Genomic DNA, 21,539 nt, shown 5'->3' on the forward strand with positions numbered 1-21,539 from the left:
GGAGAGACACCATGACGACCCACCAAGGCGTTAACGAAAGCTTTACCCTGACCCTGGACGGCGTGGACGTCAGCGCCCAGCCCGGGGAGACCCTCTGGCAGGTGGCCAAGCGGGCCGGCGAGACCATCCCGCACCTGTGCTTCAAGGACGCCTACGGCTACCGGGCCGACGGCAATTGCCGGGCCTGCATGGTGGAGGTCGAGGGCGAGCGCGCCCTGGCCGCCAGCTGCCTGCGCGAGGCGCGTCCCGGCATGGTGGTCAAGAGTGCCTCCTCGGAGCGGGCCCGCACCGCCCGGGAGGGCGTGATGGAGCTGCTGGTCGCCGACCAGCCGGACCGCGAGGCCGGTCCCGACCGCTCGAGCCACTTCTGGGACATGGCCGACCAGCTTGCCATCGATGTCGACGCCGTGCGCCAGTGGCTGCCGCGGCGGGAGGAGCGTGAGGCGCCCACCGTCCATCACGTCCCCGACCGGGCCGCCTCGCCGGTGCATGACCGCTCCCACTCGGCGATGGCCGTCAATCTCGATGCCTGCATCGAGTGCAACCTCTGCGTGCGGGCCTGTCGCGAGGTCCAGGTCAACGACGTCATCGGCCTGGCAAACCGTGGGGCGGCGTCGAAGATCGTCTTCGATTTCGACGACCCCATGGGCGACAGCACCTGTGTGGCCTGCGGCGAGTGTGTCCAGGCCTGCCCCACGGGCGCCCTGATGCCGGCCACCCTGGTTGACGAGGTGGGGCGCGGCGACTCAGCTGCTGCCGACCGCCAGGTCGATTCGGTGTGTCCCTACTGTGGGGTGGGCTGTCAGCTCACCTACCACATCAAGGACGAGGAGATCCTGCACGTCTCCGGCCGTGACGGGCCCTCCAACCACAACCGGCTGTGCGTCAAGGGGCGCTTCGGCTTCGACTACCCGCGCCATCCCTCGCGGCTGACCACCCCGCTGATCCGCAAGCCCGGGGTGCCCAAGGGGCTCGACCCGGCCTTCGATCCGGCCGCTCGGACCACTCACTTCCGCGAGGCGAGCTGGGACGAGGCCCTGGATCTGGCGGCCAAGGGGCTCGTCGACCTGAAGGCGGCCCATGGCCCCGACGCCCTCGCCGGCTTCGGCAGCGCCAAGTGCTCCAACGAGGAGGCCTGGCTGTTCCAGAAGCTGGTGCGCACCGGCTTCGGCTCCAACCACGTCGATCACTGCACCCGGCTGTGCCACGCCAGTTCGGTGGCCGCGCTGATGGAGTGCATCGGCTCCGGCGCCGTGACCGCCTCCTTCATGCAGGCCCTCGAGGCCGACGTGGTGATCCTCACCGGCTGCAACCCGGCGGTGAACCATCCGGTGGCGGCGACCTTCTTCAAGCAGGCCGCCAAGCAGGGGACCCGGATCATCATCATCGATCCCCGGGGCCAGGCGCTGGGTGCCTATGCCCACCAGACCCTGCGCTTCACCCCGGGGGCCGACGTGGCGCTATTCAATGCCATGCTCAACGTGATCGTGACCGAGGAGCTCTATGACGAGGCCTACATCCGCGAGCACACCGAAGGCTTCGAGGCGCTCAAGGAGCACGTCCGCGACCTGACGCCTGAGGCCATGGCAGAGAGCTGCGGCGTGCCCGCCGAGGCGATCCGCGAGGTGGCCCGGGAATATGCCAACGCCGAGCGCGCCATGATCTTCTGGGGCATGGGCATCTCCCAGCACGTCCATGGCACCGACAACGCCCGCTGCCTGATCTCCCTGGCCCTGGCCTGCGGCCACACCGGCCGGCCCGGCACCGGGCTTCACCCGCTGCGTGGCCAGAACAACGTCCAGGGTGCCTCGGATGCGGGCATGATCCCGATGGTCCTGCCGGACTACCAGCCGGTGGGCGACGCCCAGGTGCGCGCCGCCTTCGAGGAGTTGTGGGCTACCTCGCTGGAGGAGCGGCCGGGCCTCACCGTGGTCGAGATCATGGACGCCATCGCCGCAGGCACCATCAAGGGGATGTACATCCTCGGCGAGAACCCGGCCATGTCCGACCCGGACCTGGCACATGCCCGGGCCTCGCTGGCCCGTCTCGAGCACCTGGTGGTGCAGGATCTCTTCGTCACCGAGACGGCCCAGTTCGCCGACGTCATCCTGCCGGCCTCGGCCTGGCCGGAGAAGGACGGCAGCGTGACCAACACCAACCGTCAGGTGCAGCTGGGTCGACAGGCCATGCCCTTGCCCGGCGAGGCCAGGCCCGACTGGTGGATCATCCAGGAGATCGCCCGGCGCTTCGGCCTGGCCTGGGACTACGACCATCCTCGGGCGGTCTTCGCCGAGATGACGCGCGGCATGCCGTCCCTCGATCACATCACCTGGGAACGCCTCGAGCGCGAGCAGTCGGTGACCTACCCCTGTCCGGCGGACGACGCCCCGGGGGCCGACGTGGTGTTCAGCGAGGCCTTCCCCACGGCCTCGGGGAAGGCGAAGTTCTCGCCGACCCTGCCGCTGCCCCCGGACGAGCCGGTCGACCGCGATTACCCCACCGTGCTGACCACCGGTCGCCAGCTCGAGCACTGGCATACCGGGTCGATGACGCGGCGTGCCCGGGTCCTCGATGACCTGGAACCCGAGGCCGTGGCGAGCCTGGCCCCGGGCGAGCTGCGGCGTCTCGGTCTCGCCCCCGGCGAGTCGGTGAGCATCACCACCCGGCGGGGCGAGATCACGCTCCGGACTCGCGTCGATCCGGGGATGGCGGAGGGCATGGTGTTCGTGCCCTTCTGCTACGCCGAGGCGGCGGCCAACGTGCTGACCAACCCGGCGCTGGACCCCTACGGCAAGATTCCCGAGTTCAAGTATGCCGCCTGCCGGCTGGCGCCGGCGGCGGTCGAGGCGCTGATCTGAAGGCGGCACGGACAAGAGAGGAGACCACCATGATGATCGTCGACCTCATCGATGGGGATGACTTCCGCGACCGGCTGGTCGCCCTGGGCATCCGCATCCCGGAGGGGGCCTGTCCCGAGACCTGTGCGCGCATGGCGCGGCTCAAGCACATGGAGGTCGGGGTGCCGGGCCTGCAGGACCTGGTGCGCGAGCTGATGGCGCGCACCGATGTCATGCTGCCGTCGGTGCGCGCCGCGATCGAGCGCTTCCTGCTGCCCGGCCTGCGCTGAGCTTAGGTTCCGCCCGGCCCCGCCCGCCCCGCGGGCGGGGCGGCTCGGGTCCAACTTTCGGGGTGCAGTTCAATGGCGGGGCCTTTTGCGTGGGAGCGGACGGCGACTCAGCCCTGGGCGAGGCGCAGCTGCGGCGCGGTGTGGCCCAGGTTCTCCAGCATGCGCTCGCTGTACCAGTCGATGAAGTCGATGACGCCGAACTCGAAGGTCTCGGAGTAGGGGCCCGGCTCGTAGCCCTTGGAGTTGATGCCGCGCTGATTCTCTTCGGCGAGGCGCCGGTCCTGGTCATTGGTGGCGTCCCACACCCTGCGCATCCGGTCGGGATCATAATCGACCCCTTCCACGGCGTCCTTGTGGACCAGCCACTTGGTGGTCACCACGGTCCGCTGGGGGCCGAGGGGCATGACTCGGAACACCACGGCATGGTCGCCCATGAAGTGGTTCCAGGAGTTGGGCAGGTGCAGGATGCGCAGCGAGCCCAGATCGGCGCTCTCGAGGTTGCCCAGCAGCTTCCGGCAGGCCTGCTTGCCGTCCATGGTCATCGACACCGCGCCGTCCAGCAGCGGGGTGCGGGTCAGGCGGTTGCGACGCTCGAGGCGGGTGAGGGTGAAGGGCACGCCCTGGGCTTCCCAGTCGGCCTGCTTGCGCGCGACCAGCGCCTTGTAGGCCGGGGTGGCGCGGGGGTCGTCGGTGTCGTCGAACTCCTGCAGGGAGTTGAGCAGTTCCGGGTGGGCGCCGTTGCAGTGGTAGCACTCGCGGTTGTTCTCGATCACCAGCTTCCAGTTGGCCTGCTCGACGATGCTGGACTCCACGGCGACCTTGAGGTTCGCCATGTCGTAGGGGGCCAGGTAGTGATCCAGCGTCTCGAGCAAGCCGTCGATCTCCGGGGCCTCGTCGGCCAGGCTGACGAAGATGAAGCCGCCGCCGGTACGCACGTGAACCGGCTTGAGGCCGTGGGCAGCGAGATCGAACTCCTGGCCCATGTCGGCGCCGGCGAACAGCAGGCGGCCGTCCAGCTCGTAGGTCCACTGGTGGTAGGGGCAGACCAGCTTGGCCACCTTGCCCTTGTCGGTGACGCACAGCCGTGAACCGCGGTGCCGGCAGACGTTGTGGAAGGCGTGCACCTCACCATCGTTGCCGCGCACGATCACCACCGGGTTGTCGCCCACCTCGAGGGTGATGAAGTTGCCCTTGGCGGGGATCTCGCAGGTCATGCCGGCGAACAGCCACTCCTTCTCGAAGATCTCCTGCATGTCCAGGTGGAACAGCCGCTCGTCATTGTAAAAGGGCTGGGGCAGCGAGTAGTGGCGACGACGCTGCTGCAGCATTTCCACCGTGGCCTCGCGGGCCGGGGTCAGGGGATCATCCAGACGAGCGGAAGACAGCGGGTCCATGAAGGCACATCCTCTTGCAGGGCCGCCGCGGCGGCGTTGGAATTGTTCGATACTGCCGAGTACGGGACCGCCCATCGGGAGAGCCGTGGCGGGTGAGGCGAGTGTGTAACAGCGCCCCCCGGGGCGGTTGTCTGCTGACGACGCGGTATGATGCAGAAGCGACGAGGGGGCAACGAAAAGTGCCGGGGCTGGACCTGGTGGGTATGCCCATGTCGCAGACAGGCAAGTGGCAGGCGGCGGGGGTGCGCAGAATTCGTTCAACGGCAGGCGGTGGCACCGCGGTCGGAGACCTTCATGCTGCAGCCCAGGCGACAAGAACATGACAATGAGCTTCCTGAACCCCGTCACTACCCAGACCTGGACCAACGGTCGTCACCTGGTGCGTTGCGTCAAGGTGATCCTGGAGACCCCGGATACCCGTACCTTCTGCTTCATGGCCGAGCAGCCGGTCATGTTCTTCTTCAAGCCGGGACAGTTCGTGACCCTGGAGCTGGAGATCGACGGCCAGCCGATCATGCGCTCCTACACCATCTCCAGTTCGCCGTCGGTGCCCTACAGTTTCTCGATCACCGTCAAGCGCATGCCGGGCGGCCAGGTCTCCAACTGGCTGCATGACAACCTCAAGGTCAACGACGAACTGGCGGTGCACGGCCCGGTGGGCAACTTCAACATCATCGACTATCCCGCCGAGAAGGTGCTGATGCTCTCCGGGGGGGTCGGTATCACGCCGCTGATGTCGATGATGCGCTGGCTGTTCGATACCAACGCCGCCGTGAACGTGGAGTTCGTGCACAGTGCCCGCACGCCCCGGGACGTGATCTTCCATCGCGAGCTGGACCACATCTTCTCGCGGATTCCCGAGTTCAAGCTGCATATCGTCTGCGAGCGCAGCGACGAGCTGGGGGAGGCCTGGTCGGGCTTCCGGGGCTATCTCAGCCAGCCGATGCTGGAGCTGATGGCGCCGGACTTCATGGACCGCGAGATCTTCTGCTGCGGCCCGACGCCTTACATGAATGCGGTGAAGCACCTGCTCAAGGAAAACGGCTTCGACATGAGCCGCTACCATGAGGAGTCCTTCGGTGCCACGCCGCTGGATGTCCAGGAGGAGGTGATCGAGCACGTCGAACAGGCCGAGGCCGCGGCCGATGAACTCGACGCCGCCGACATGCTCAGCGTCGAGTTCAGCAGCTCCGGCAAGAGCGTGCGTATCCAGCCTGGCGAGACGGTCCACACCGCCGCCGCCAAGCTGGGGCTGCACATCCCCAAGGCCTGTGGCATGGGCATCTGCGGCACCTGCCGAGTCCCGCTGCGTTCCGGACAGGTCGAGATGGACCACAACGGCGGCATCACCGACGATGACGTCGCCGAGGGCTATATCCTTTCCTGCTGCAGCAAGCCGGTGGGTGACGTGGTGGTGGAGTACTGATCTCCCCGGCCGCGGGGCGCCTCCCTAGCGGCGTCCCCGCACCACCAGCACCACCCCGGCGATGGCGATGGCCATGCCGATAAGCGACAGCGGCGGCAGGCGCTCGTCGAACAGCCACCACGCCTCCAGGGCGGTCACCGGCGGCACCAGGTAGAAGAGGCTCGCCACCCGCGAGGCCTCGCCGCGTCGAATCAGCGCCATCAACAGCAGGATGGCGCTGATCGACAGCACCAGTACCAGCCAGCCCAGGGTCAGCATGAAGGTCGGGGTCCACTCGATCTCCCGCGTCTCGAACAGCAGCGCGCCAAGCCCCACCAGCGCGCTGGTGGCCAGGTACTGCACCACGGTACCGGAGAGCAGTGGCATGCCGGTGCAGTAGCGCTTCTGGTAGAGCGTGCCCAGCGAGATGCCCGCCAGCGCCACCAGGACGCTGGCCAGGGCGCCGATGCCGAAGCCCTGGAACAGCGTCTCGCCCGGGTCGAGCTTGCCGCCCAGCACCAGGGCGATGCCGACCAGGCCCATCACCAGCCCCAGCCACTGCACCTTGCCCAGCCGCTCGTTCAACAGCGGGCCGGCCAGCGCCGCGGTGAGCAGCGGCTGGAGTCCCACCAGCAGGGCCGTCAGGCCCGCCGGCATGCCCTGGTAGATGCCGTAGAAGACGCCCCCCAGGTAGGCGCCGTGCACCAGCAGCCCCGAGATCGCGATGTGGCCCCACAGCCGTGGCCCCCGCGGCCAGTCGGCCCGCATCAGCAGGATCAGCGGCACCAGCAGCATCAGGGTCAGCACGCAGCGCACGAACAGGAAGGTGAAGGGCTCGGCGTGGGGCAGGCCGAACTTGGCGCCGATGAAGCCCGTGCTCCACAGCGCCACGAAGAGGATGGGCATGGCAGCCAGCGCTGCCTGGCGGTGACGTTCCGATGTCATGAAAGATCGTCCGGGGTGGTGGTGATGAGGGTGAGCGGGAGTGAGCATCATCCCGGGCCAGGGCGCGGGACGCCAACCGTAGGGCTCGTGCTTTGGTCGTAGGCCTCGCGCCGCCGGCAAATTGGTCAGACCAGAGTTTTACCAGTGCCAACAGGTGATTGCCCCTTATTGACCGCTGGTCTGACCAGTAAAACCGGTCGGGTTGCGTTGAATTGCCGTATTGGCTATGAGCGGCCGTTTCGCTAGCTTTCGCGAGGGAAGACGTTTTCATATCAGCGTCCTCTTCTCAAGACGCATCAGGTCTATCCTCAAGGTCCACCGGGACGGTGAGACCGGCCTGCCGGACGATCCACGGATCGCCGGCCGCCCCTCGAAGGCCCAGGGACGACAACAACAAGATCCGGCCGACGCTCGCTGGTATGAGCGGGCCACCCAATCAGGAGTCCATGCCATGCAGGACGACAAGCAGCCGTCATCTTCCTCCTCCGTCGACAGCCAGGGCGTCAAGGACGCGTTCAAGACCCCCAATCGCCGCAACTTCCTGAAGGCCGCCGCGGTCGGCTCCGCCGCCGCCGTCGCCGCCCCCTGGATCGGCAACGTCCAGGCCCAGTCAGGTATCAACATTCGCATGCAGTCATCCTGGCCGCCGGGCACCCCCGGCTATCGCATCTTCGAGAAGTGGGCCGCGGGCGTGGGCGAGGCCACCAGCGGCGAGGTGACCATCGAGCCCTTCCCGGCGGGTGCCGTGGCCGGTGCCTTCGAGGTCGCCGATGCCGTGCGCAACGGCGTGCTCGACGGCCAGAACTGGTTCACCGTCTACTGGCCCGGCAAGATGCCGGCCGGCGTGTTCCTGACCGCCTACCCGATGGGCCTGTCGCTGCCCCACCAGTGGGACATCATGTTCGGCGCCTACGGCGGCTTCGACCTCGCCAAGGACCTGTACCGCAAGCAGGGTCAGGAACTGCTGGGCTATGTCCACCACGACATGAACCTGATCCACTCCAAGAAGCCGCTGCGCAGCTTCGACGACTTCAAGGGCGTCAAGCTTCGCATGCCGGGCGGGATCGTGGCCGAGACCTTCGCCGCCGCCGGCGCGCGTACCACCCTGCTGCCGGGCTCCGAGGTCTATCCGGCCCTGGAGAAGGGCACCATCGACGCGGCCGACTACACCGGTGCAGCCAACAACTACGAGCTGGGCTTCTGGCAGGTCGCGGACTACATCATCATGGGCCCGCCCTCCACGCCCTGCCTGCACCAGGCCGTCGACCTGATGGACATCTCGGTCAACCGCCGCGTGTTCGAGCGCATGTCGACCCAGACCCAGGACCTCATGCACGACCTGGTGGCCGCCTACTCCCGCGAGCACTACGCGGCGATCCAGAAGGCCAACGCCGAGGCCTGGCCGAAGTACCGCGAGAAGGGCGTCGAGATCATCCACCTCACCGAGAACGATGCCGACCGCTTCCGCGAGGTCGCCGTGCCGCTGTGGTTCAAGTGGGCCAACAAGGATCCTGACGCCGCGCGGCTCTTCAAGGCTCACCTCGACACCATGATGGACCCGGCGGTGGCGCTGATCACACCGGAAGACATCAAGGACTACGAGCTCAACCTGTAACCTGACCTGCTCCACCATGCCGGGTGCTGTTGCCTGCGGGCCGCAGCACCCGGCTTGGGTAGAGTGACCACTACTGATCCCGCATCCCGTCGACTCGATGTTCCGTTGCCATCGCCGGGAGGTGATGGTGTCGCGGAGGAGTATCCATGAATTTTGAGATAGATTTCGTGCTGCCGCACTGGCTCTACTGGTCGGTGCTGCTGTTGCTGCCGCTGGTGGTGATGTTCTTCGTCGACCGCAGCTTCCGGCGAGGAGGTCACATCGACGGCGGTGACACCGCCGAGGTGCCCGCCGGCGAGGAGGTCGAGATTGGCTACCAGCCTCCCGGCAACCTGTTCACTGCCATCGTCGACCGCATTTCCGGGTTCTCCGGCCGCTACGTGGCCTACTGGGCACTGATCGCTCCCTTCGCCTTCGCCTACGAGGTGCTGGTCCGCTACGCCTTCAACTCGCCGACCAACTGGGTGCATGAGTCCATGACCCTGATGTTCGGCATGCAGTACCTGATCGCGGGGGCCTATGCCCTGCGCGAGGGCGGTCATGTCCGCGTGGACATCCTGTATCAGCGTGCCAGGCCCCTGAACAGGGCGGCGCTGGACCTGACCACCTCGGTGTTCTTCTTCATCTTCACCGTCGCGCTGATGGTCACCGGCTGGAAGTTCTTCTCCCAGTCCGTGAGCGATGCTTACTTCTTCGGCTCCAGCTACGCCAACGAGACCTCCTTCACCGAGTGGGCCATCCAGTTCTACCCGGTCAAGTTCATGCTCTTCTTCGGGGCCCTGCTGCTGCTGTTCCAGGGCTTCGGCCAGCTGGTCCGCGACTTCCAGTCGTTGTGCCATCACTGGCGCCTCCACGAGGGCGCCCGAAACTTTGCCCGTGGGCTGCTGACCATCGCCGTCTTGCTGGCGGCCTGGACGATCTTCGAGATGGTCAACGTCGCGGTGACCGACTACGACAGCCTGGCCGGAAGCATCGAGAACAGCCTCGGCTCCGTCGGCATCGGCGCCCTGACGCTGGTGATGTTCGGCTCGCTGATGGTGGTGCTGGTGGCGGGCCTGCCGCTGGCCTTCGTCACCGGTGGCCTCGGCGTGGTCTTCCTCTACCTGGTGGGCGACCAGGCCATGCTGAACCTGATGCCGTCGCGCATCTTCCCGATGATGACCAACTACCAGCTCTCGGCCATCCCGCTGTTCATCTTCATGGCCTCGGTGCTGGAGAAGGCCGGCATCATCGAGGAGCTGTTCGATGTCGTCTACAAGTGGATGGGCGGCCTCAAGGCGGGCCTGGCCATCGCCACCGTCATCGCCTCCACCCTGCTGGCCGCCATGGTCGGCGTCATCGGCGCCGCGGTGGTGACCATGGGCCTGATCGCCCTGCCGGCGATGCTCAAGCGCAACTACGACCCGGAGATCGCCATCGGCTCGATCATGGCAGGCGGTACCCTGGGCATCCTGATCCCGCCGTCGATCCTGGCGATCATCTACGGCGTCATCGCCCAGCAGTCGGTGGGTGAGCTCTACCTCGGCTCGCTGATTCCCGGCCTGCTGCTGGCCTTCATGTACGGCTTCTACTGCTGGCTGCGCGGCACGCTGAACGTCAAGATGGCGCCTCCGATGCCGGTCGAGGACCGGGTCGACATGAAGGAGAAGCTGCGTCTGCTGCGCAACATGCTGGCGCCGATCATCCTGGTGGTCCTGGTGCTCGGCATCATCTTCACCGGCATCGCGACGCCCGTGGAGGCGGCCGGCATCGGCACCTTCGGTTCCCTGATCGTGGCCGCCATGCATCGTCGCCTGACCTGGCCGAACCTGCATGCCGCCTGCATGACCACCCTGGTGGCCTCGGCGATGGTGATGTGGATCATCTTCGGCGCCAGCATCTTCGTCGGCTTCTACATCCTGCAGGGCGGTCAGCAGTTCGTGCAGGACCTGATCTCCGGCGCAGGCCTCGGTCCCTATGCGGTGCTGGCCCTGATGATGGTGCTGCTGGTGGCGCTGGGCATGTTCCTCGACTGGGTCGGCATCCTGCTGCTGGCCGTGCCGATCTTCGTGCCCCTGATCCAGGGACTGAGCTTCACCGGCGTGTTTGGCCTGCCCGGGGTCGACCCGGCCGATGTCTCGCTGTGGTTCGGCGTCATCTACCTGGTGAACATGCAGATGTCCTTCCTCAGCCCGCCGTTCGGCTATGCGCTGTTCTACATCAAGGGGGTGTGCCCGCCGCACATCACCATGGGGCAGATCTTCAAGTCTTCCTTCCCGTTCCTGGGCATCCAGGCGGTGGGCCTGCTGCTGGTCATAATGTTCCCGGCGCTGGTCACCTGGCTGCCCAACCTGGCCTATGGCTGATCGAGTCGACCCGAGGGGTCGTCGGCTGCCACAATATGCGGCGCTCCCCTCGGGGAGCGCCGCTTTTCAAACCGTTACACGACAAACCTGAACCCTATGGACGATCACTCGTCTCAGCGGGGGCACACACAAGATCCTCAGGAGGTATTCATGCAACGGATGACCGCACTGTTCTCGGCCGCGCTGCTCTCTCTCGGCCTTGCCGCCACCCAGGCACAGGCCCAGCAGGACACTGCCGCGAACGGCGCCGACCAGTCGCAGGCGACGGCCCCGGCACAGGACTTCTCCGACGCTCAGCTCCAGCAGTTCGCCGATGCTTCCAAGGAGATCGCCGTGATCTCTCAGGAGTACACCAAGCAGCTGCAGTCGGCGGAAGGTGACGAGGCCAAGCAGACGGTTCGCCAGGAAGCCAACGACGAGATGGTCAAGGCCGTGCAGGACAGCGGCCTCGAGGTGAATACCTTCAACGCCATCGGCCAGGCGATCCAGCAGGATCCCGAGCTGATGCAGCGCGTGCAGGAGATGGCCAAGGCTGGCGGTGCCGGCACCGACCAGGCCTCGTAACACACGCCTTGCGATCGCGCTGAGCGATAGCGCTGAAAGAGGGCCGCCCCGTGATGCACGGGGCGGCCCTCGTCGTGTTGCCCCCACCACCGAGCCCCGACGTCAGCGGGTGCTTGCGCGCGCGAGGCCCCTGCTCGCCGGGTGCGCCGGCTTTACAGCGCCGGCGGGTCATTCCAGACTAGTTGTCTGCCCACCGCTCGGAGTCATGGACATGGATGTGGAACTGCTGGAAATCCGCCAGCACATGGGGCGCTTCCCGCCCTTCGATGGCATCTCCGACGACCTGCTCGACGAGATGGCCGGCCAGGTCGAGGTGGCCTACTTCAAGGCCGGCAGCGATATCTTGACCCTCGACCAGGAGGTCCACGACTTCTGCTACATCCGCAGCGGGGCGGTGGAGGTCTACCGCCGTGGCGGCGAGCTTTACAATCGCCTGGGCGAGGGCGACATCTTCGGTCACTTCAGCCTGCTGCGAAACCGCCGCACCCGTTTCCCCGCCAAGGCCATGGAAGACAGCCTGATCTACTTCATTCCCGAGGCGATCTTCTTCCAGCTCTGCGAGGCGGACGAGCACTTCGCCGACTTCGTCGAGGTGGAGCGCCCGCGGCTCGAGTCGACCGTGGAGGAGCACAAGAAGCAGAACGACATGATGATCACCCGGGTGCGCAAGCTGGTGTCGCGCTACCCGGTGATGGTGGAGGCCACCACGACCGTCCAGGAGGCCGCCCGGCTGATCAGCGACTACCAGGCCTCGGCGGTGCTGGTGCTCGATGAGCCCAGCGACAACCCCCGTTACACCTTCCGCGACAGCGAGGGGCGCGCCTGGCAGGTCAAAGGCATCCTCACCGACAGCGACTTTCGCACTCGCGTGGTGGCCGAGGGCCGCCCCGCCGACACCCCGGTGGGGGAGGTGATCGCCCACAAGCTGATCGCCGTGCAGTCCGACGAGTCGGTGCACGAGGCCATGCTCTGCATGCTGCGTAACAACATCCACCACCTGCCGGTGATGCACCGCCGCTCGCCGGTCGGCATCGTCCACCTCTCCGACATCATCCGCTACGAGACCCAGTCGAGCCTCTACCTGGTCAGCAACATCTTCCACCAGTCCAGCAGCGAAGGGCTCGCCCGGCTGACGCCCGACGTCAACGCGGCCTTCGTGCGCATGGTCGAGGAGGGCGCCGATTCGCGCATGATCGGCAGCGCGCTCTCCACCATCGGGCGCAGCCTGTCGCGGCGCCTGCTGGAGCTGGCCGAGGAGGAGCTGGGGCCGCCGCCGGTGCCCTACTGCCTGATGGCGCTGGGCTCCATGGCACGCAACGAGCAGTCCATCGTCACCGACCAGGACAACGCCCTGGTGCTCTCCGACGACTTCGACCCCGCTCGTCACGACGACTACTTCCTGGCCCTGGCGACGCGCCTGAGCGACGGTCTGGCCGCCTGCGGCTACGAATACTGCAAGGGCGACATCATGGCCACCAACCCGCACTGGCGTCAGCCGCTCGCGGTCTGGAAGGGCTACTTTCGCGACTGGATCCAGGAGCCCACCCCGGAGCGTCTGCTGCATAGCTCGATCTTCTTCGACCTCGATACCGTCTTCGGAGAGAACCCGCTCGTCGAGCAGCTCCAGGACCTGGTCGCCGAGCAGGCGCCGAAGCATCCGCGCTTTCTGGCGGCCATGGCGCGTAACGCGCTCAATCGCACCCCGCCGCTGGGCTTCTTCCGCACCTTCGTGATGGAGAAGGACGGCAAGCACAACAACTCCATCAACCTCAAGCGCCGGGGCACCGCACCGATGGTCGACCTGATTCGCGTCCACGCCCTGGCCTGTGGCTCGCGGGCCCAGAACAGCTTCAAGCGCCTGGATGACATAGACCGCACCCAGCTGCTGGCCCCCGGGGTCAGCGACCGGCTGCGCTATGCCCTCGAGTTCCTGAGCATGTCGCGGATTCGCCACCAGACGATCGACCTGCAGCACGAGCAGGAGCCGGACAACAATATCGAGCCGGAGGACGTCTCCGACACCGAGCGCCACAACCTCAAGGATGCCTTCCAGGTGCTGAGCAACGCCCAGAAGTTCCTCAAGTTCCGCTATCCCATGCCGTCGCGGTCGCGCTGAGATGCGCCTTCCCCGACGCAGGAAACTACCGGCCCCGGGCTGGCCCGAGTACCTGGCGAAGCGCGCCGAGCTCGCCCGCGATCCGCTGCTGGCGCGCTGCTTCGCTGCCGGGACGCCCGGGCCGGACACGCCCATCGCCGAGGCCCCCATGGTCGCCCTGGACATGGAGACCACCGGGCTCGACGAGCGGCGCCATGCCATCGTCAGCATCGGCCTGGTGCCCTTCACCCTGGGGCGCATCCGGCTCGCCGAGCGGCGCTACTGGGTGCTGAGGCCGCGCCGGCCGCTGAACGCCAAGTCGGTGACCTTTCACCACATCACCCACTCGGACATCGTGGGCGCCCCCGACCTCGACGATATTCTCGAGGAGCTCCTCGAGGCCATCGCGGGCCGCCTGGTGGTGGTGCACTATCGGCATATCGAGCGTCCGTTCCTGGATGCCGCCGTGAAGACACGCCGCGGAGAGGGGCTGATGTTCCCGGTCATCGACACCATGTCGTTGGAGGCGCGCCGGCACCGGCAGTCGCTGCTGGCGCGCTTCAAGCGCTGGATCGGCCGGCCGCCGGCCTCCATCCGCCTCTACGACAGCCGCGAGCGCTACGGGCTGCCGGTCTACTCGGGCCACCATGCCCTGGTCGATGCCCTGGCCACCGCCGAGCTGCTGCAGGCGCAGGTGGCCACGCACTTCGGCCCCGGGACGCCGGTGGGCGAGCTGTGGAGCTAGCCGCGCCCCGCAGCGCGACGGCAGCGGCGAACCACAGGAGCAGACACGAAGAAGGCGGCCCGCGGGCCGCCTTCTTCGTGGCTTGTCGACGCAGCGGGCAGGGTGCCGTGCGCCGGGATGAAGCTGGCCGTTAGGTGCTGCGCGGCTCGCTCATCAGGCCCTTGACGATCGCATAGCAGCCTACCAGCAGCACGATGGTGAAGGGCAGGCCGGTGGTCAGGGCGGCCGTCTGCAGGGCGCCGAGGCCGCCGCCAAGCAGCAGCGCGATGGCCAGCGCCCCCTCGATCAGCGCCCAGAAGATGCGCTGCGGCTTGGGCGCATCGACCTTGCCGCCAGCGGTGATCGAGTCGATCACCAGCGAGCCGGAGTCGGAGGAGGTCACGAAGAACACGATCACCAGCACGATCCCGACGAAGGAGGTGATGGAGGTCAGCGGCAGGGTCTCGAGCATGGTGAACAGCTGCAGCTCCAGGGCGGCATCCTGCACCTTGGTGATGCCCTGGTTGACCACCTGGTCGATGGCCGTGGTGCCAAAGGCGGTCATCCACACCACCGAGGCCATCGACGGCACCAGCAGCACGGCGATCAGGAACTCGCGCACGGTGCGTCCGCGGCTGACGCGGGCGATGAACATGCCGACAAAGGGCGACCAGGCGATCCACCAGGCCCAGTAGAAGGCGGTCCAGCCCTGGCTGAAGTTGGCATCCTCACGCCCGAAGGGCATCGAGAGCCCCGGCAGGTTCTTCACGTAGCCCAGCAGGTTATCGAACACGCCGACGGCGATCATCAGCGTCGGGCCGACGGCGATGACGAAGGCCAGCAGCAGGAAGGCCAGCGCCATGTTGATCTGCGACAGGCGCTGCACGCCCTTGTCGACACCCAGCATGATCGAGCCCAGCGCGATCACGGTGATGCCCATGATCAGCAGGATCAGGGTGGTGTTGGTATCGGGAATGCCGAACAGGTAGTTCAGACCCGCGGACGCCTGGGTAGCGCCGAGCCCCAGCGAGGTGGTCAGGCCGAACAGGGTGGCGAAGACCGCCAGGATGTCGATCACATGGCCCGGCCAGCCCCACACGCGCTCCCCGAGGATCGGGTAGAAGATCGAGCGCATGGTCAGCGGCAGACCCTTGTTGTAGGCGAAGATCGCCAGTGACAGGCCGACGATGGCGTAGGCGCCCCAGGGGTGCAGACCCCAGTGGAAGATGGTGGCGGCCATGGAGAGGTCGATGGCGGCGGCCTGGTCGCCTGCGGCGGCGCCCAGCGGCGCCCAGTCGGTGCGCACGCCGTTCTCGACGGAGGTGCCGCCCATGGCGGTGCCGAAGTGCGTCAGCGGCTCCGACACACCGTAGAACATCAGCCCGATGCCCATGCCCGCGGCAAACAGCATCGCGAACCAGCCCAGATAGCTGAAGTCGGGCGTGGCGTTGGCGCCGCCGATGCGCACCCTGGCCATCGGCGTGAAGATCAACACGATCGCCAGGATCACGAAGACGTTGGCGCCCAGCAGGAAGACCCAGCTCAGGTTGGTGGTCAGGAAGCTGAACATGCTGTTGAAGATCGGTTCCATCTGGTCCTGGAGGGCCAGCGTCGCGATCACGAAGAACAGAATCACCAGCGAGGAGAAGAGGAAGACCTTGCCGTGCAGGTCCACGTCGATCCCCAGGGGGGAGGCGGTGATGTTGTCCTGGCCGATGACGTAATCGGTATCGATCAGATTGGCCGCGCCCTCGGGCGCCGGAATCCCCTCGGTGCCGGTGTCCTCCGGCACCTTGGGTTTACCGTCGTTGGGTTGCTTAGCCACTAGACGTCTCCCTTGCGGTTATCGATGGGTGTAGGTTCATGTCTCGACGGGGTTACTCGCCGGCCCCCGGGCGCACCAGGAACACCGAGGCCTTGGTGTGCGTCGCCACCTTGCCGCCATGGGAGGGCATGATCACATCCACATGCTTGGGCGGGTGGGTCGGCATGACCACCAGATCGGCGCCTACCTTGTCGATGGCCTCGATGAGATCGTCGTCGAGATCGGCGATGGGATCGGGGCTGACGATGGTGTGGGTGCTGACCGGCTGGCCGTGGACCTTGGCGCGCTCCTGGGCGAAGGCCTCGAGCTTCTGAGTGTACTCTTCCGGAGTGCGGGCCACGGAACCGGGGGTGGTGGCGGTGACGCCGACGTAACAGACCTCCGCGTCGTAGTGCTTCGCCTGGTCGGCGACGATCTTCAGTGATGGCTCGATCACATCGAGGTGGGCCAGATCGACTGGCACCATGATCTTCTTGAACATGTCTGCGCTCCTTCTGATGGGGTCGGCTGTTGCCACGTCAAGTGTGGACGGTCAAGGGTGTTTGGGCATACGTCGCTTTCAACGTATCTTGCCGTCAATCGGCGCACACCCTACACCATTAGCGCATTAAGCGTATGCGAATCGCGACAAATTGCGCGTCCAATAGGGCATTTTAATCAAGAGTCCTGAATCTGATAACCGTGGGCCACCGCCGGGCGGTCGTCGCCATGTGCGGCGCGAAGGCCCTGTCGCCCGTCAGCGCCATCGTTCGTCAGTCCCATAGCCCCTCACTCCCATAGAAAAGGGAGAGCCCTGTCGGACTCTCCCCTTGTCTCTTCACGCGTCACACGTCACCGCGGTGACGGCGCGCTGGCCCCTCAGCTTTGTGCCGGCAGCCACTCCTTCACCAGGTCCTGGTTCTCGGCGACCCACTGCTTGGCGTTCTCGTAGGGGTCGGTGTCGGGCTCCTGGTTCATGAGCATGACCTCGCCCATGTCCTCGGCGGTCCATTCGAAGGCGTCCAGGATGGCGTAGGCCTCCGGCATCTCCTCCTCGAGCCCCTGGCGGGTGATGGTGTGGATCTGCTCGGCGCCGCCGTAGACGCCCTTGGGATCCTCGAGATACTTGAGGTCCCAACGCGCGAACATCCAGTGCGGCGTCCAGCTGGTGACCACGATGTTTTCATCGTTCTTGAGGGCGCTGTCCAGGGCTGCGGTCATGGTGGCACCGCTGCCGCTCTGCAGGTCCAGTTCCAGGTCATAGGCGTCGACGACGTTTTCGGTCAGGCGCATGATGCCGGCGCCCGGGTCGATGCCGGTGATGGTGTCATCGAAGGCGTCGGCATGCTGGTTCAGATCGGCGATGGACTCGACGTCGCTATCGGCCGGCACGACCAGGCCGAGCTTGGTGCCGTCCAGGTTCACGCCGGTGTTGACCAGCTTGTCCTCGAGGCGCGCGTAGTAGTCCTCGTGGGTGGTCGGCAGCCAGCCGGCCAGCAGGGCGTCGGTATCGCCGGTGGCGACGGACTGCCACATGGCGGCGGCTGAGAGCGAGGAGACGTCCACCTCGAAGCCGGCCTGTTCCAGCACGGCGCGCATAACGTTGGTGGAGGCCACGGTGGAGGACCATTCGACGTAGGCGAGGTGCACCGTACCCTTCTCCTCGGCCTGGGCGGTGCCGGCGGCGAGGCCGGTCCCGGCGATCAGGGCGAGGCTGGCGGCACGGATACGGCGGCTAAGCGGTTGCTGAGTCATCTATTGTCCTTCTTTCGAGCGTGTAACTTGTCAACCTGAGGCGCCACCCCGAACGTTTCAAGGCCGCGCCTCTACTACATAGGTATTAGGTTTTGGCGTCAGCCTTATGACTTACGGCCCTTGCTTATGACTTACGGCCCTTGCGCAGCGACTGGGTCACGCGGTCGAGCAGCATGGCCAGGATCACCACGGCGATGCCGGCCTCGAAGCCGTCGCCCGGACGCAGGCGCTGGATGGCGCGCCACACTTCGCTGCCCAGGCCGTCGGCGCCGATCATGGCGGCGATCACCACCATGGAGAGGGCCAGCATGATGGTCTGGTTGATGCCGGCCATCAACGTGGGCAGCGACAGCGGCAGCTGGACCTTGAACAGCTTCTGGCTGCGGGTGGCGCCGTAGGCGTCGGCCGCCTCGATCAGGTCCTTGGGCACCTGGCGGATGCCGAGGGTGGTGAAGCGGATCGCCGGCGGCATGGAGAAGATCACCGTGGCGAAGATCGCCGACACCGAGCCGATGCCGAAGAACGGGATCGCCGGGATCAGGTAGACGAACGCGGGCATGGTCTGCATGAAGTCCAGCACCGGCATGATCGTCCGATAGAGCCGTTCGGAGAGCGCCGCGGCGATGCCCACCGGCATGGCGATGGCCACCGCGACCAGGGTGGCGATCACCACCAGGGTCAGGGTCTCGATCATCGGGTCCCAGAGGTCCAGGTTCCAGATCAGCGCCATGCCCAGCGCCGCGCCGATGGCCAGGCGATGGCTGGCCACCCACCAGCACAGGCCGACGATGATCAGCAGCAGCGCCCAGGGCGGCAGCCAGAACAGGGCGTCGTTGAGCCCGTCGATACCGGTCTGGGTGACCCGCGAGATGGCGCGGGTCACGCCGGAATATTCAGTGGTCAGCCAGTCGAGACCGCCCTCGATCCACTGACCCAGCGGGATGCTCGGGATTTCGATAGCCATTACTTGTCTCCTGCCTGTGCCAGTTCATCGAGGACGGCGCCCTTGACCACCACGCCCTGCAGCCGCTTCTCGGCATCCACCACGGCGATGGGGAAGCTCCGCTCGCTGAACATGGCGAAGAGGTTGTGCAGCGGTTCCTCGGGACCGACGCTACGGAAGTCATGGGTCATCACGTCGCGGATGTGGTCCTTGCCCTCCTTGGCGGCCTGCTCGAGGGCATCGACCTCCACCAGACCCATCAGGGTGCGGTCGCGGCTGGTGACATAGATCGAATCCAGGCCGTGCTCGCTCATCTTGCGCAGCGTGGTGCGCGGGCCGTCGTCCTCGCGGGCGGTGGCCCGTACCGGACGCATGGCGTGCTCGGCGGTGAGGATCTTCGACATGTCGACGCCCTCGATGAAGCGCTTGACGTACTCGTCGGCCGGGTTGGTGAGGATCTCCTCCGGCGTGCCGATCTGCACGATCTCGCCATCCTTGAGCAGGATGATGCGATCGCCGATGTTCAGCGCCTCGTCCAGGTCGTGGGTGATGAACACCGTGGTCTTCTGCATGCGGTGCTGCAGCTCGAGCAGCTCCTGCTGCATGTCGCCGCGGATCAGCGGGTCGAGGGCCGAGAAGGCCTCGTCCATCAGCAGCACGGTGGAGTCGTTGGCCAGTGCCCGGGCCAGGCCCACGCGCTGCTGCATGCCGCCCGAGAGCTGGTTGGGGTAGGCGTCCGCCCAACCTTCGAGGCCCACCTGCTTCAGCGCCTTCTCGGCAATATCGGCCCGCTCGGTCGGATCGACGCCGCGGATCTCGAGGCCGAATTCGGCGTTCTGCTGCACCGTGCGATGCGGGAAGAGGGCGAAGTTCTGGAACACCATGGAGAAGTGCCGACGCCGGCACTCGAGCAGCGCCTTGTCATCCAGCTGAGGGATGTCCTCGCCGTCGATGACGATCTCGCCCTCGGTGGGCTCGATCAGGCGGTTGAGGCAGCGAATCAGGGTCGACTTGCCGGACCCGGACAGCCCCATGATCACCAGGAGTTCACCCTCGTAGACATCGAAGTCGATGTTCGACAGGCCCAGGGTCTGGCCGGTCTTGTCGAGGATCTCGGGACGCTTGTGTCCCTGGTCGCGCATTTCGAGGGCCTTCTTGGGCTGACTGCCGAAGACCTTGCTCAGGTTGCGCACCCGAATCTTGACGTTTCGATTCTCGTTCATTGGCTCTGCCTTATTTCGGTTTCCCGTCGGTTCGGCGGGAGGGGCCGAAGGGTCGAGTGAAGTGACGCAAAATTAAGACGTAACTGTGCGATGCGGTACCGTTGACCGCGGCATCAGGTGACGAAGAAGTGCGATCTACCCTAGCGGTATTTGAATGACCATTCAAATAAAAACCCGTGCCAGGCTAAGTAACATTAGCCTTGGCGGTGCCAAAACGGGCGGAAGGAAGCCCTTGAGCCTAGCAAAAAAATCTACGGTATGTGTTCGACGGCTGGCGCCACTTTGGTCGCATGCCGGCGCTCGATGCGGCCGGGGTAACCCCGGCCGAGCCGTCAACGGCGGGCGTTCCAGGGGGCGGGGCGTGTCGTGAAGACGGCGCCGTCAGTCGGCAGCGGCGGGCACCAGCCGATACAGGCCGCCATCGGCGCTGTCGGTGAGCAGGGTGAGGGTGCCGTCGCGGGCCAGGCGCACATCGCGGATGCGGCCGATCTGCCCCTCGAGGATCACCTCGCGCTCGACCACGCTGTCGCCATCCAGGGACAGGCGCACCAGCCGCTCGCTGCGCAGCCCCCCGGCCAGCAGGTCGCCGCGCCAGGCGGGGAAGGCATCGCCTGTCACCTCGGCCAGGCCCGACGGGGCGAAGCGGCCGGCGAAGACGTGGACGGGGTCGCGCATGCCCGGCGCGCTGTCGACGCCGATGGGCCGGTTGGTGGCATAGTCGTTGCCGCGGCTGACCAGCGGCCAGCCGTAGTTCTCGCCGGCCACCAGGCGGTTGAGCTCGTCGCCGGTGCGCGGGCCGTGTTCGGTGCTCCAGGCGGTGCCGTCCGCCGCCACGGTCATGCCCTGGGGGTTGCGGTGGCCCAGGGTGAAGATCTCGTCGAGGACGGCCTCATTATCGATGAAGGGGTTGTCCGCCGGCACGCCGCCGTCCTCGGTGAGGCGCACGACGCTGCCGGTATGGTCGCCGCCGTCCTGGGCGCTTGGCGGGCTACCGCGCTCGCCGACGCTCATCAGCAGGGTGCCGTCCGCGCGCCAGGCCAGGCGCGAGCCGTAGTGGTGGCGCGTCGGGGCGAAGCGGTTCTGGGTGAAGAGCGTCTCCAGCGCCACCAGGGCGTCGCCCTCGAGTCGCCCGCGGGAGAGGGTGGTGGCGTGGCCGCCCTGGCCCGCCTGACTCCAGGTGAGATAGACCCAGTCGCGGCCCTCGCCTTGGCCCTGGCCTTCACCCTCACCCCGGCCAAAGTCCGGGTGCAGGACGACATCCAGGAGCCCGCCCTGGCTGCCGGAGGCGACCTTGGGGACGCCGGTAACGCGCGTCACGCGGCCGTCCGCGTCGATGCGCACGAGGCGCCCCGGGCGCTCGGTGACCAGCCATTCTCCGCTCGGCAGCTCGGCCGCCGCCCAGGGATGCTCGAGCCCCGAGGCGAGACGTTCCAGGCGCAGGTCATGGTGTTCGGTAACAAGGCGCGGCGCGATCACCTCCGCCGCGGTCGCCGCAGCGGCGAGCAGGGCGCCCGCGAGCAGGGCGATGGTCAGTGACTGGCGTGATGGCGACATGCGGTGTTCCCTCGGTGATGGCGATCCCGGACGTTCCACGGACAGG

General features: G+C 66.6%; 16 protein-coding genes. 8 read left to right on the forward strand and 8 right to left on the reverse strand.

The features are described from left to right. Positions 1 to 11 precede the first annotated feature (11 nt). Together fdhF and ABE957_RS08645 are read left to right on the forward strand one after the other, a co-directional pair. Positions 12 to 2,858, forward strand: coding sequence for a formate dehydrogenase subunit alpha (gene fdhF, locus ABE957_RS08640; protein ID WP_349758260.1), 2,847 nt, complete (start codon positions 12 to 14; stop codon positions 2,856 to 2,858). Positions 2,859 to 2,887: 29 nt separating this feature from the next. Then, complete coding sequence (locus tag ABE957_RS08645; RefSeq protein WP_349758261.1) at positions 2,888 to 3,127, forward strand: hypothetical protein; 240 nt, start codon at positions 2,888 to 2,890, stop codon at positions 3,125 to 3,127. A gap of 107 nt (positions 3,128 to 3,234) precedes the next feature. Here ABE957_RS08645 and gbca read toward each other — a convergent pair whose 3' ends face one another. Next, positions 3,235 to 4,521, reverse strand: a complete 1,287-nt coding sequence (gene gbca / locus ABE957_RS08650) for a glycine betaine monooxygenase oxygenase subunit (protein WP_349758262.1) — start codon at positions 4,519 to 4,521, stop codon at positions 3,235 to 3,237. Positions 4,522 to 4,840: 319 nt separating this feature from the next. Between gbca and gbcB the strand changes: the two genes are divergently transcribed. Beyond that, complete coding sequence (gbcB, locus tag ABE957_RS08655; protein ID WP_349758263.1) at positions 4,841 to 5,947, forward strand: glycine betaine monooxygenase reductase subunit; 1,107 nt, start codon at positions 4,841 to 4,843, stop codon at positions 5,945 to 5,947. 24 nt (positions 5,948 to 5,971) lie between these two features. Here gbcB and ABE957_RS08660 read toward each other — a convergent pair whose 3' ends face one another. Continuing rightward, the gene (locus ABE957_RS08660) at positions 5,972 to 6,871 is read right to left on the reverse strand and encodes a DMT family transporter (protein WP_349758264.1); all 900 of its coding nucleotides are present in this window, start codon (positions 6,869 to 6,871) and stop codon (positions 5,972 to 5,974) included. 451 nt (positions 6,872 to 7,322) lie between these two features. Between ABE957_RS08660 and dctP the strand changes: the two genes are divergently transcribed. From dctP to ABE957_RS08685, 5 genes are all read left to right on the forward strand, one after another. Continuing rightward, positions 7,323 to 8,486 carry a TRAP transporter substrate-binding protein DctP gene (gene dctP / locus ABE957_RS08665; RefSeq protein WP_349758265.1) on the forward strand — a complete coding sequence of 388 codons (1,164 nt, stop codon included), beginning with the start codon at positions 7,323 to 7,325 and terminating at the stop codon, positions 8,484 to 8,486. A 146-nt stretch (positions 8,487 to 8,632) separates the two neighbouring features. After that, positions 8,633 to 10,831 carry a TRAP transporter large permease subunit gene (locus ABE957_RS08670; RefSeq protein ID WP_349758266.1) on the forward strand — a complete coding sequence of 733 codons (2,199 nt, stop codon included), beginning with the start codon at positions 8,633 to 8,635 and terminating at the stop codon, positions 10,829 to 10,831. A gap of 150 nt (positions 10,832 to 10,981) precedes the next feature. Further along, positions 10,982 to 11,395 (forward strand): DUF4168 domain-containing protein, encoded by a 414-nt coding sequence (locus ABE957_RS08675; RefSeq protein WP_349758267.1) that lies wholly within the window; start codon positions 10,982 to 10,984, stop codon positions 11,393 to 11,395. 211 nt (positions 11,396 to 11,606) lie between these two features. Further along, positions 11,607 to 13,511, forward strand: a complete 1,905-nt coding sequence (locus ABE957_RS08680) for a DUF294 nucleotidyltransferase-like domain-containing protein (protein ID WP_349758268.1) — start codon at positions 11,607 to 11,609, stop codon at positions 13,509 to 13,511. A 1-nt stretch (position 13,512) separates the two neighbouring features. Next, a complete protein-coding gene (locus ABE957_RS08685) occupies positions 13,513 to 14,235 on the forward strand; it encodes a 3'-5' exonuclease (RefSeq protein WP_349758269.1) in 723 nt (240 codons plus the stop codon). Between the two features lie 130 nt (positions 14,236 to 14,365). On the opposite strand, the gene ABE957_RS08690 is transcribed toward ABE957_RS08685, so the two are convergent. The 6 genes from ABE957_RS08690 to ABE957_RS08715 form a co-directional block, all read right to left on the reverse strand. Continuing rightward, the gene (locus tag ABE957_RS08690; RefSeq protein WP_349758270.1) at positions 14,366 to 16,039 is read right to left on the reverse strand and encodes a BCCT family transporter; all 1,674 of its coding nucleotides are present in this window, start codon (positions 16,037 to 16,039) and stop codon (positions 14,366 to 14,368) included. 52 nt (positions 16,040 to 16,091) lie between these two features. Further along, entirely contained in the window at positions 16,092 to 16,520 is a 429-nt protein-coding gene (locus ABE957_RS08695) for a universal stress protein (RefSeq protein ID WP_349758271.1), read from the reverse strand. Positions 16,521 to 16,897: 377 nt separating this feature from the next. After that, positions 16,898 to 17,773 (reverse strand): glycine betaine ABC transporter substrate-binding protein, encoded by an 876-nt coding sequence (locus tag ABE957_RS08700; protein ID WP_349758272.1) that lies wholly within the window; start codon positions 17,771 to 17,773, stop codon positions 16,898 to 16,900. A 124-nt stretch (positions 17,774 to 17,897) separates the two neighbouring features. Continuing rightward, positions 17,898 to 18,731, reverse strand: a complete 834-nt coding sequence (locus ABE957_RS08705) for an ABC transporter permease (RefSeq protein ID WP_349758378.1) — start codon at positions 18,729 to 18,731, stop codon at positions 17,898 to 17,900. Positions 18,732 to 18,736: 5 nt separating this feature from the next. Further along, complete coding sequence (locus ABE957_RS08710; RefSeq protein WP_349758273.1) at positions 18,737 to 19,939, reverse strand: quaternary amine ABC transporter ATP-binding protein; 1,203 nt, start codon at positions 19,937 to 19,939, stop codon at positions 18,737 to 18,739. Positions 19,940 to 20,320: 381 nt separating this feature from the next. Then, the gene (locus ABE957_RS08715) at positions 20,321 to 21,493 is read right to left on the reverse strand and encodes a PQQ-dependent sugar dehydrogenase (protein ID WP_349758274.1); all 1,173 of its coding nucleotides are present in this window, start codon (positions 21,491 to 21,493) and stop codon (positions 20,321 to 20,323) included. Positions 21,494 to 21,539 lie beyond the last annotated feature (46 nt).

Origin of the sequence: Halomonas pelophila (assembly GCF_040196315.1) — a bacterium.
In the GTDB taxonomy this organism is placed as follows: Bacteria; Pseudomonadota; Gammaproteobacteria; order Pseudomonadales; family Halomonadaceae; genus Halomonas; species Halomonas pelophila.

Excerpts from the sequence above, each read along its gene's own strand:
- ABE957_RS08645 (WP_349758261.1), top strand. The coding sequence starts at position 2,888 with ATGATGATCGTCGACCTCATCGATGGGGATGACTTCCGCGACCGGCTG.
- dctP (WP_349758265.1), top strand. The coding sequence starts at position 7,323 with ATGCAGGACGACAAGCAGCCGTCATCTTCCTCCTCCGTCGACAGCCAG.
- ABE957_RS08685 (WP_349758269.1), top strand. The coding sequence starts at position 13,513 with ATGCGCCTTCCCCGACGCAGGAAACTACCGGCCCCGGGCTGGCCCGAG.
- ABE957_RS08715 (WP_349758274.1), bottom strand. The coding sequence starts at position 21,493 with ATGTCGCCATCACGCCAGTCACTGACCATCGCCCTGCTCGCGGGCGCC.
- fdhF (WP_349758260.1), top strand. The coding sequence starts at position 12 with ATGACGACCCACCAAGGCGTTAACGAAAGCTTTACCCTGACCCTGGAC.
- ABE957_RS08660 (WP_349758264.1), bottom strand. The coding sequence starts at position 6,871 with ATGACATCGGAACGTCACCGCCAGGCAGCGCTGGCTGCCATGCCCATC.
- ABE957_RS08710 (WP_349758273.1), bottom strand. The coding sequence starts at position 19,939 with ATGAACGAGAATCGAAACGTCAAGATTCGGGTGCGCAACCTGAGCAAG.
- gbcB (WP_349758263.1), top strand. The coding sequence starts at position 4,841 with ATGACAATGAGCTTCCTGAACCCCGTCACTACCCAGACCTGGACCAAC.
- gbca (WP_349758262.1), bottom strand. The coding sequence starts at position 4,521 with ATGGACCCGCTGTCTTCCGCTCGTCTGGATGATCCCCTGACCCCGGCC.
- ABE957_RS08680 (WP_349758268.1), top strand. The coding sequence starts at position 11,607 with ATGGATGTGGAACTGCTGGAAATCCGCCAGCACATGGGGCGCTTCCCG.
- ABE957_RS08695 (WP_349758271.1), bottom strand. The coding sequence starts at position 16,520 with ATGTTCAAGAAGATCATGGTGCCAGTCGATCTGGCCCACCTCGATGTG.
- ABE957_RS08700 (WP_349758272.1), bottom strand. The coding sequence starts at position 17,773 with ATGACTCAGCAACCGCTTAGCCGCCGTATCCGTGCCGCCAGCCTCGCC.
- ABE957_RS08670 (WP_349758266.1), top strand. The coding sequence starts at position 8,633 with ATGAATTTTGAGATAGATTTCGTGCTGCCGCACTGGCTCTACTGGTCG.
- ABE957_RS08675 (WP_349758267.1), top strand. The coding sequence starts at position 10,982 with ATGCAACGGATGACCGCACTGTTCTCGGCCGCGCTGCTCTCTCTCGGC.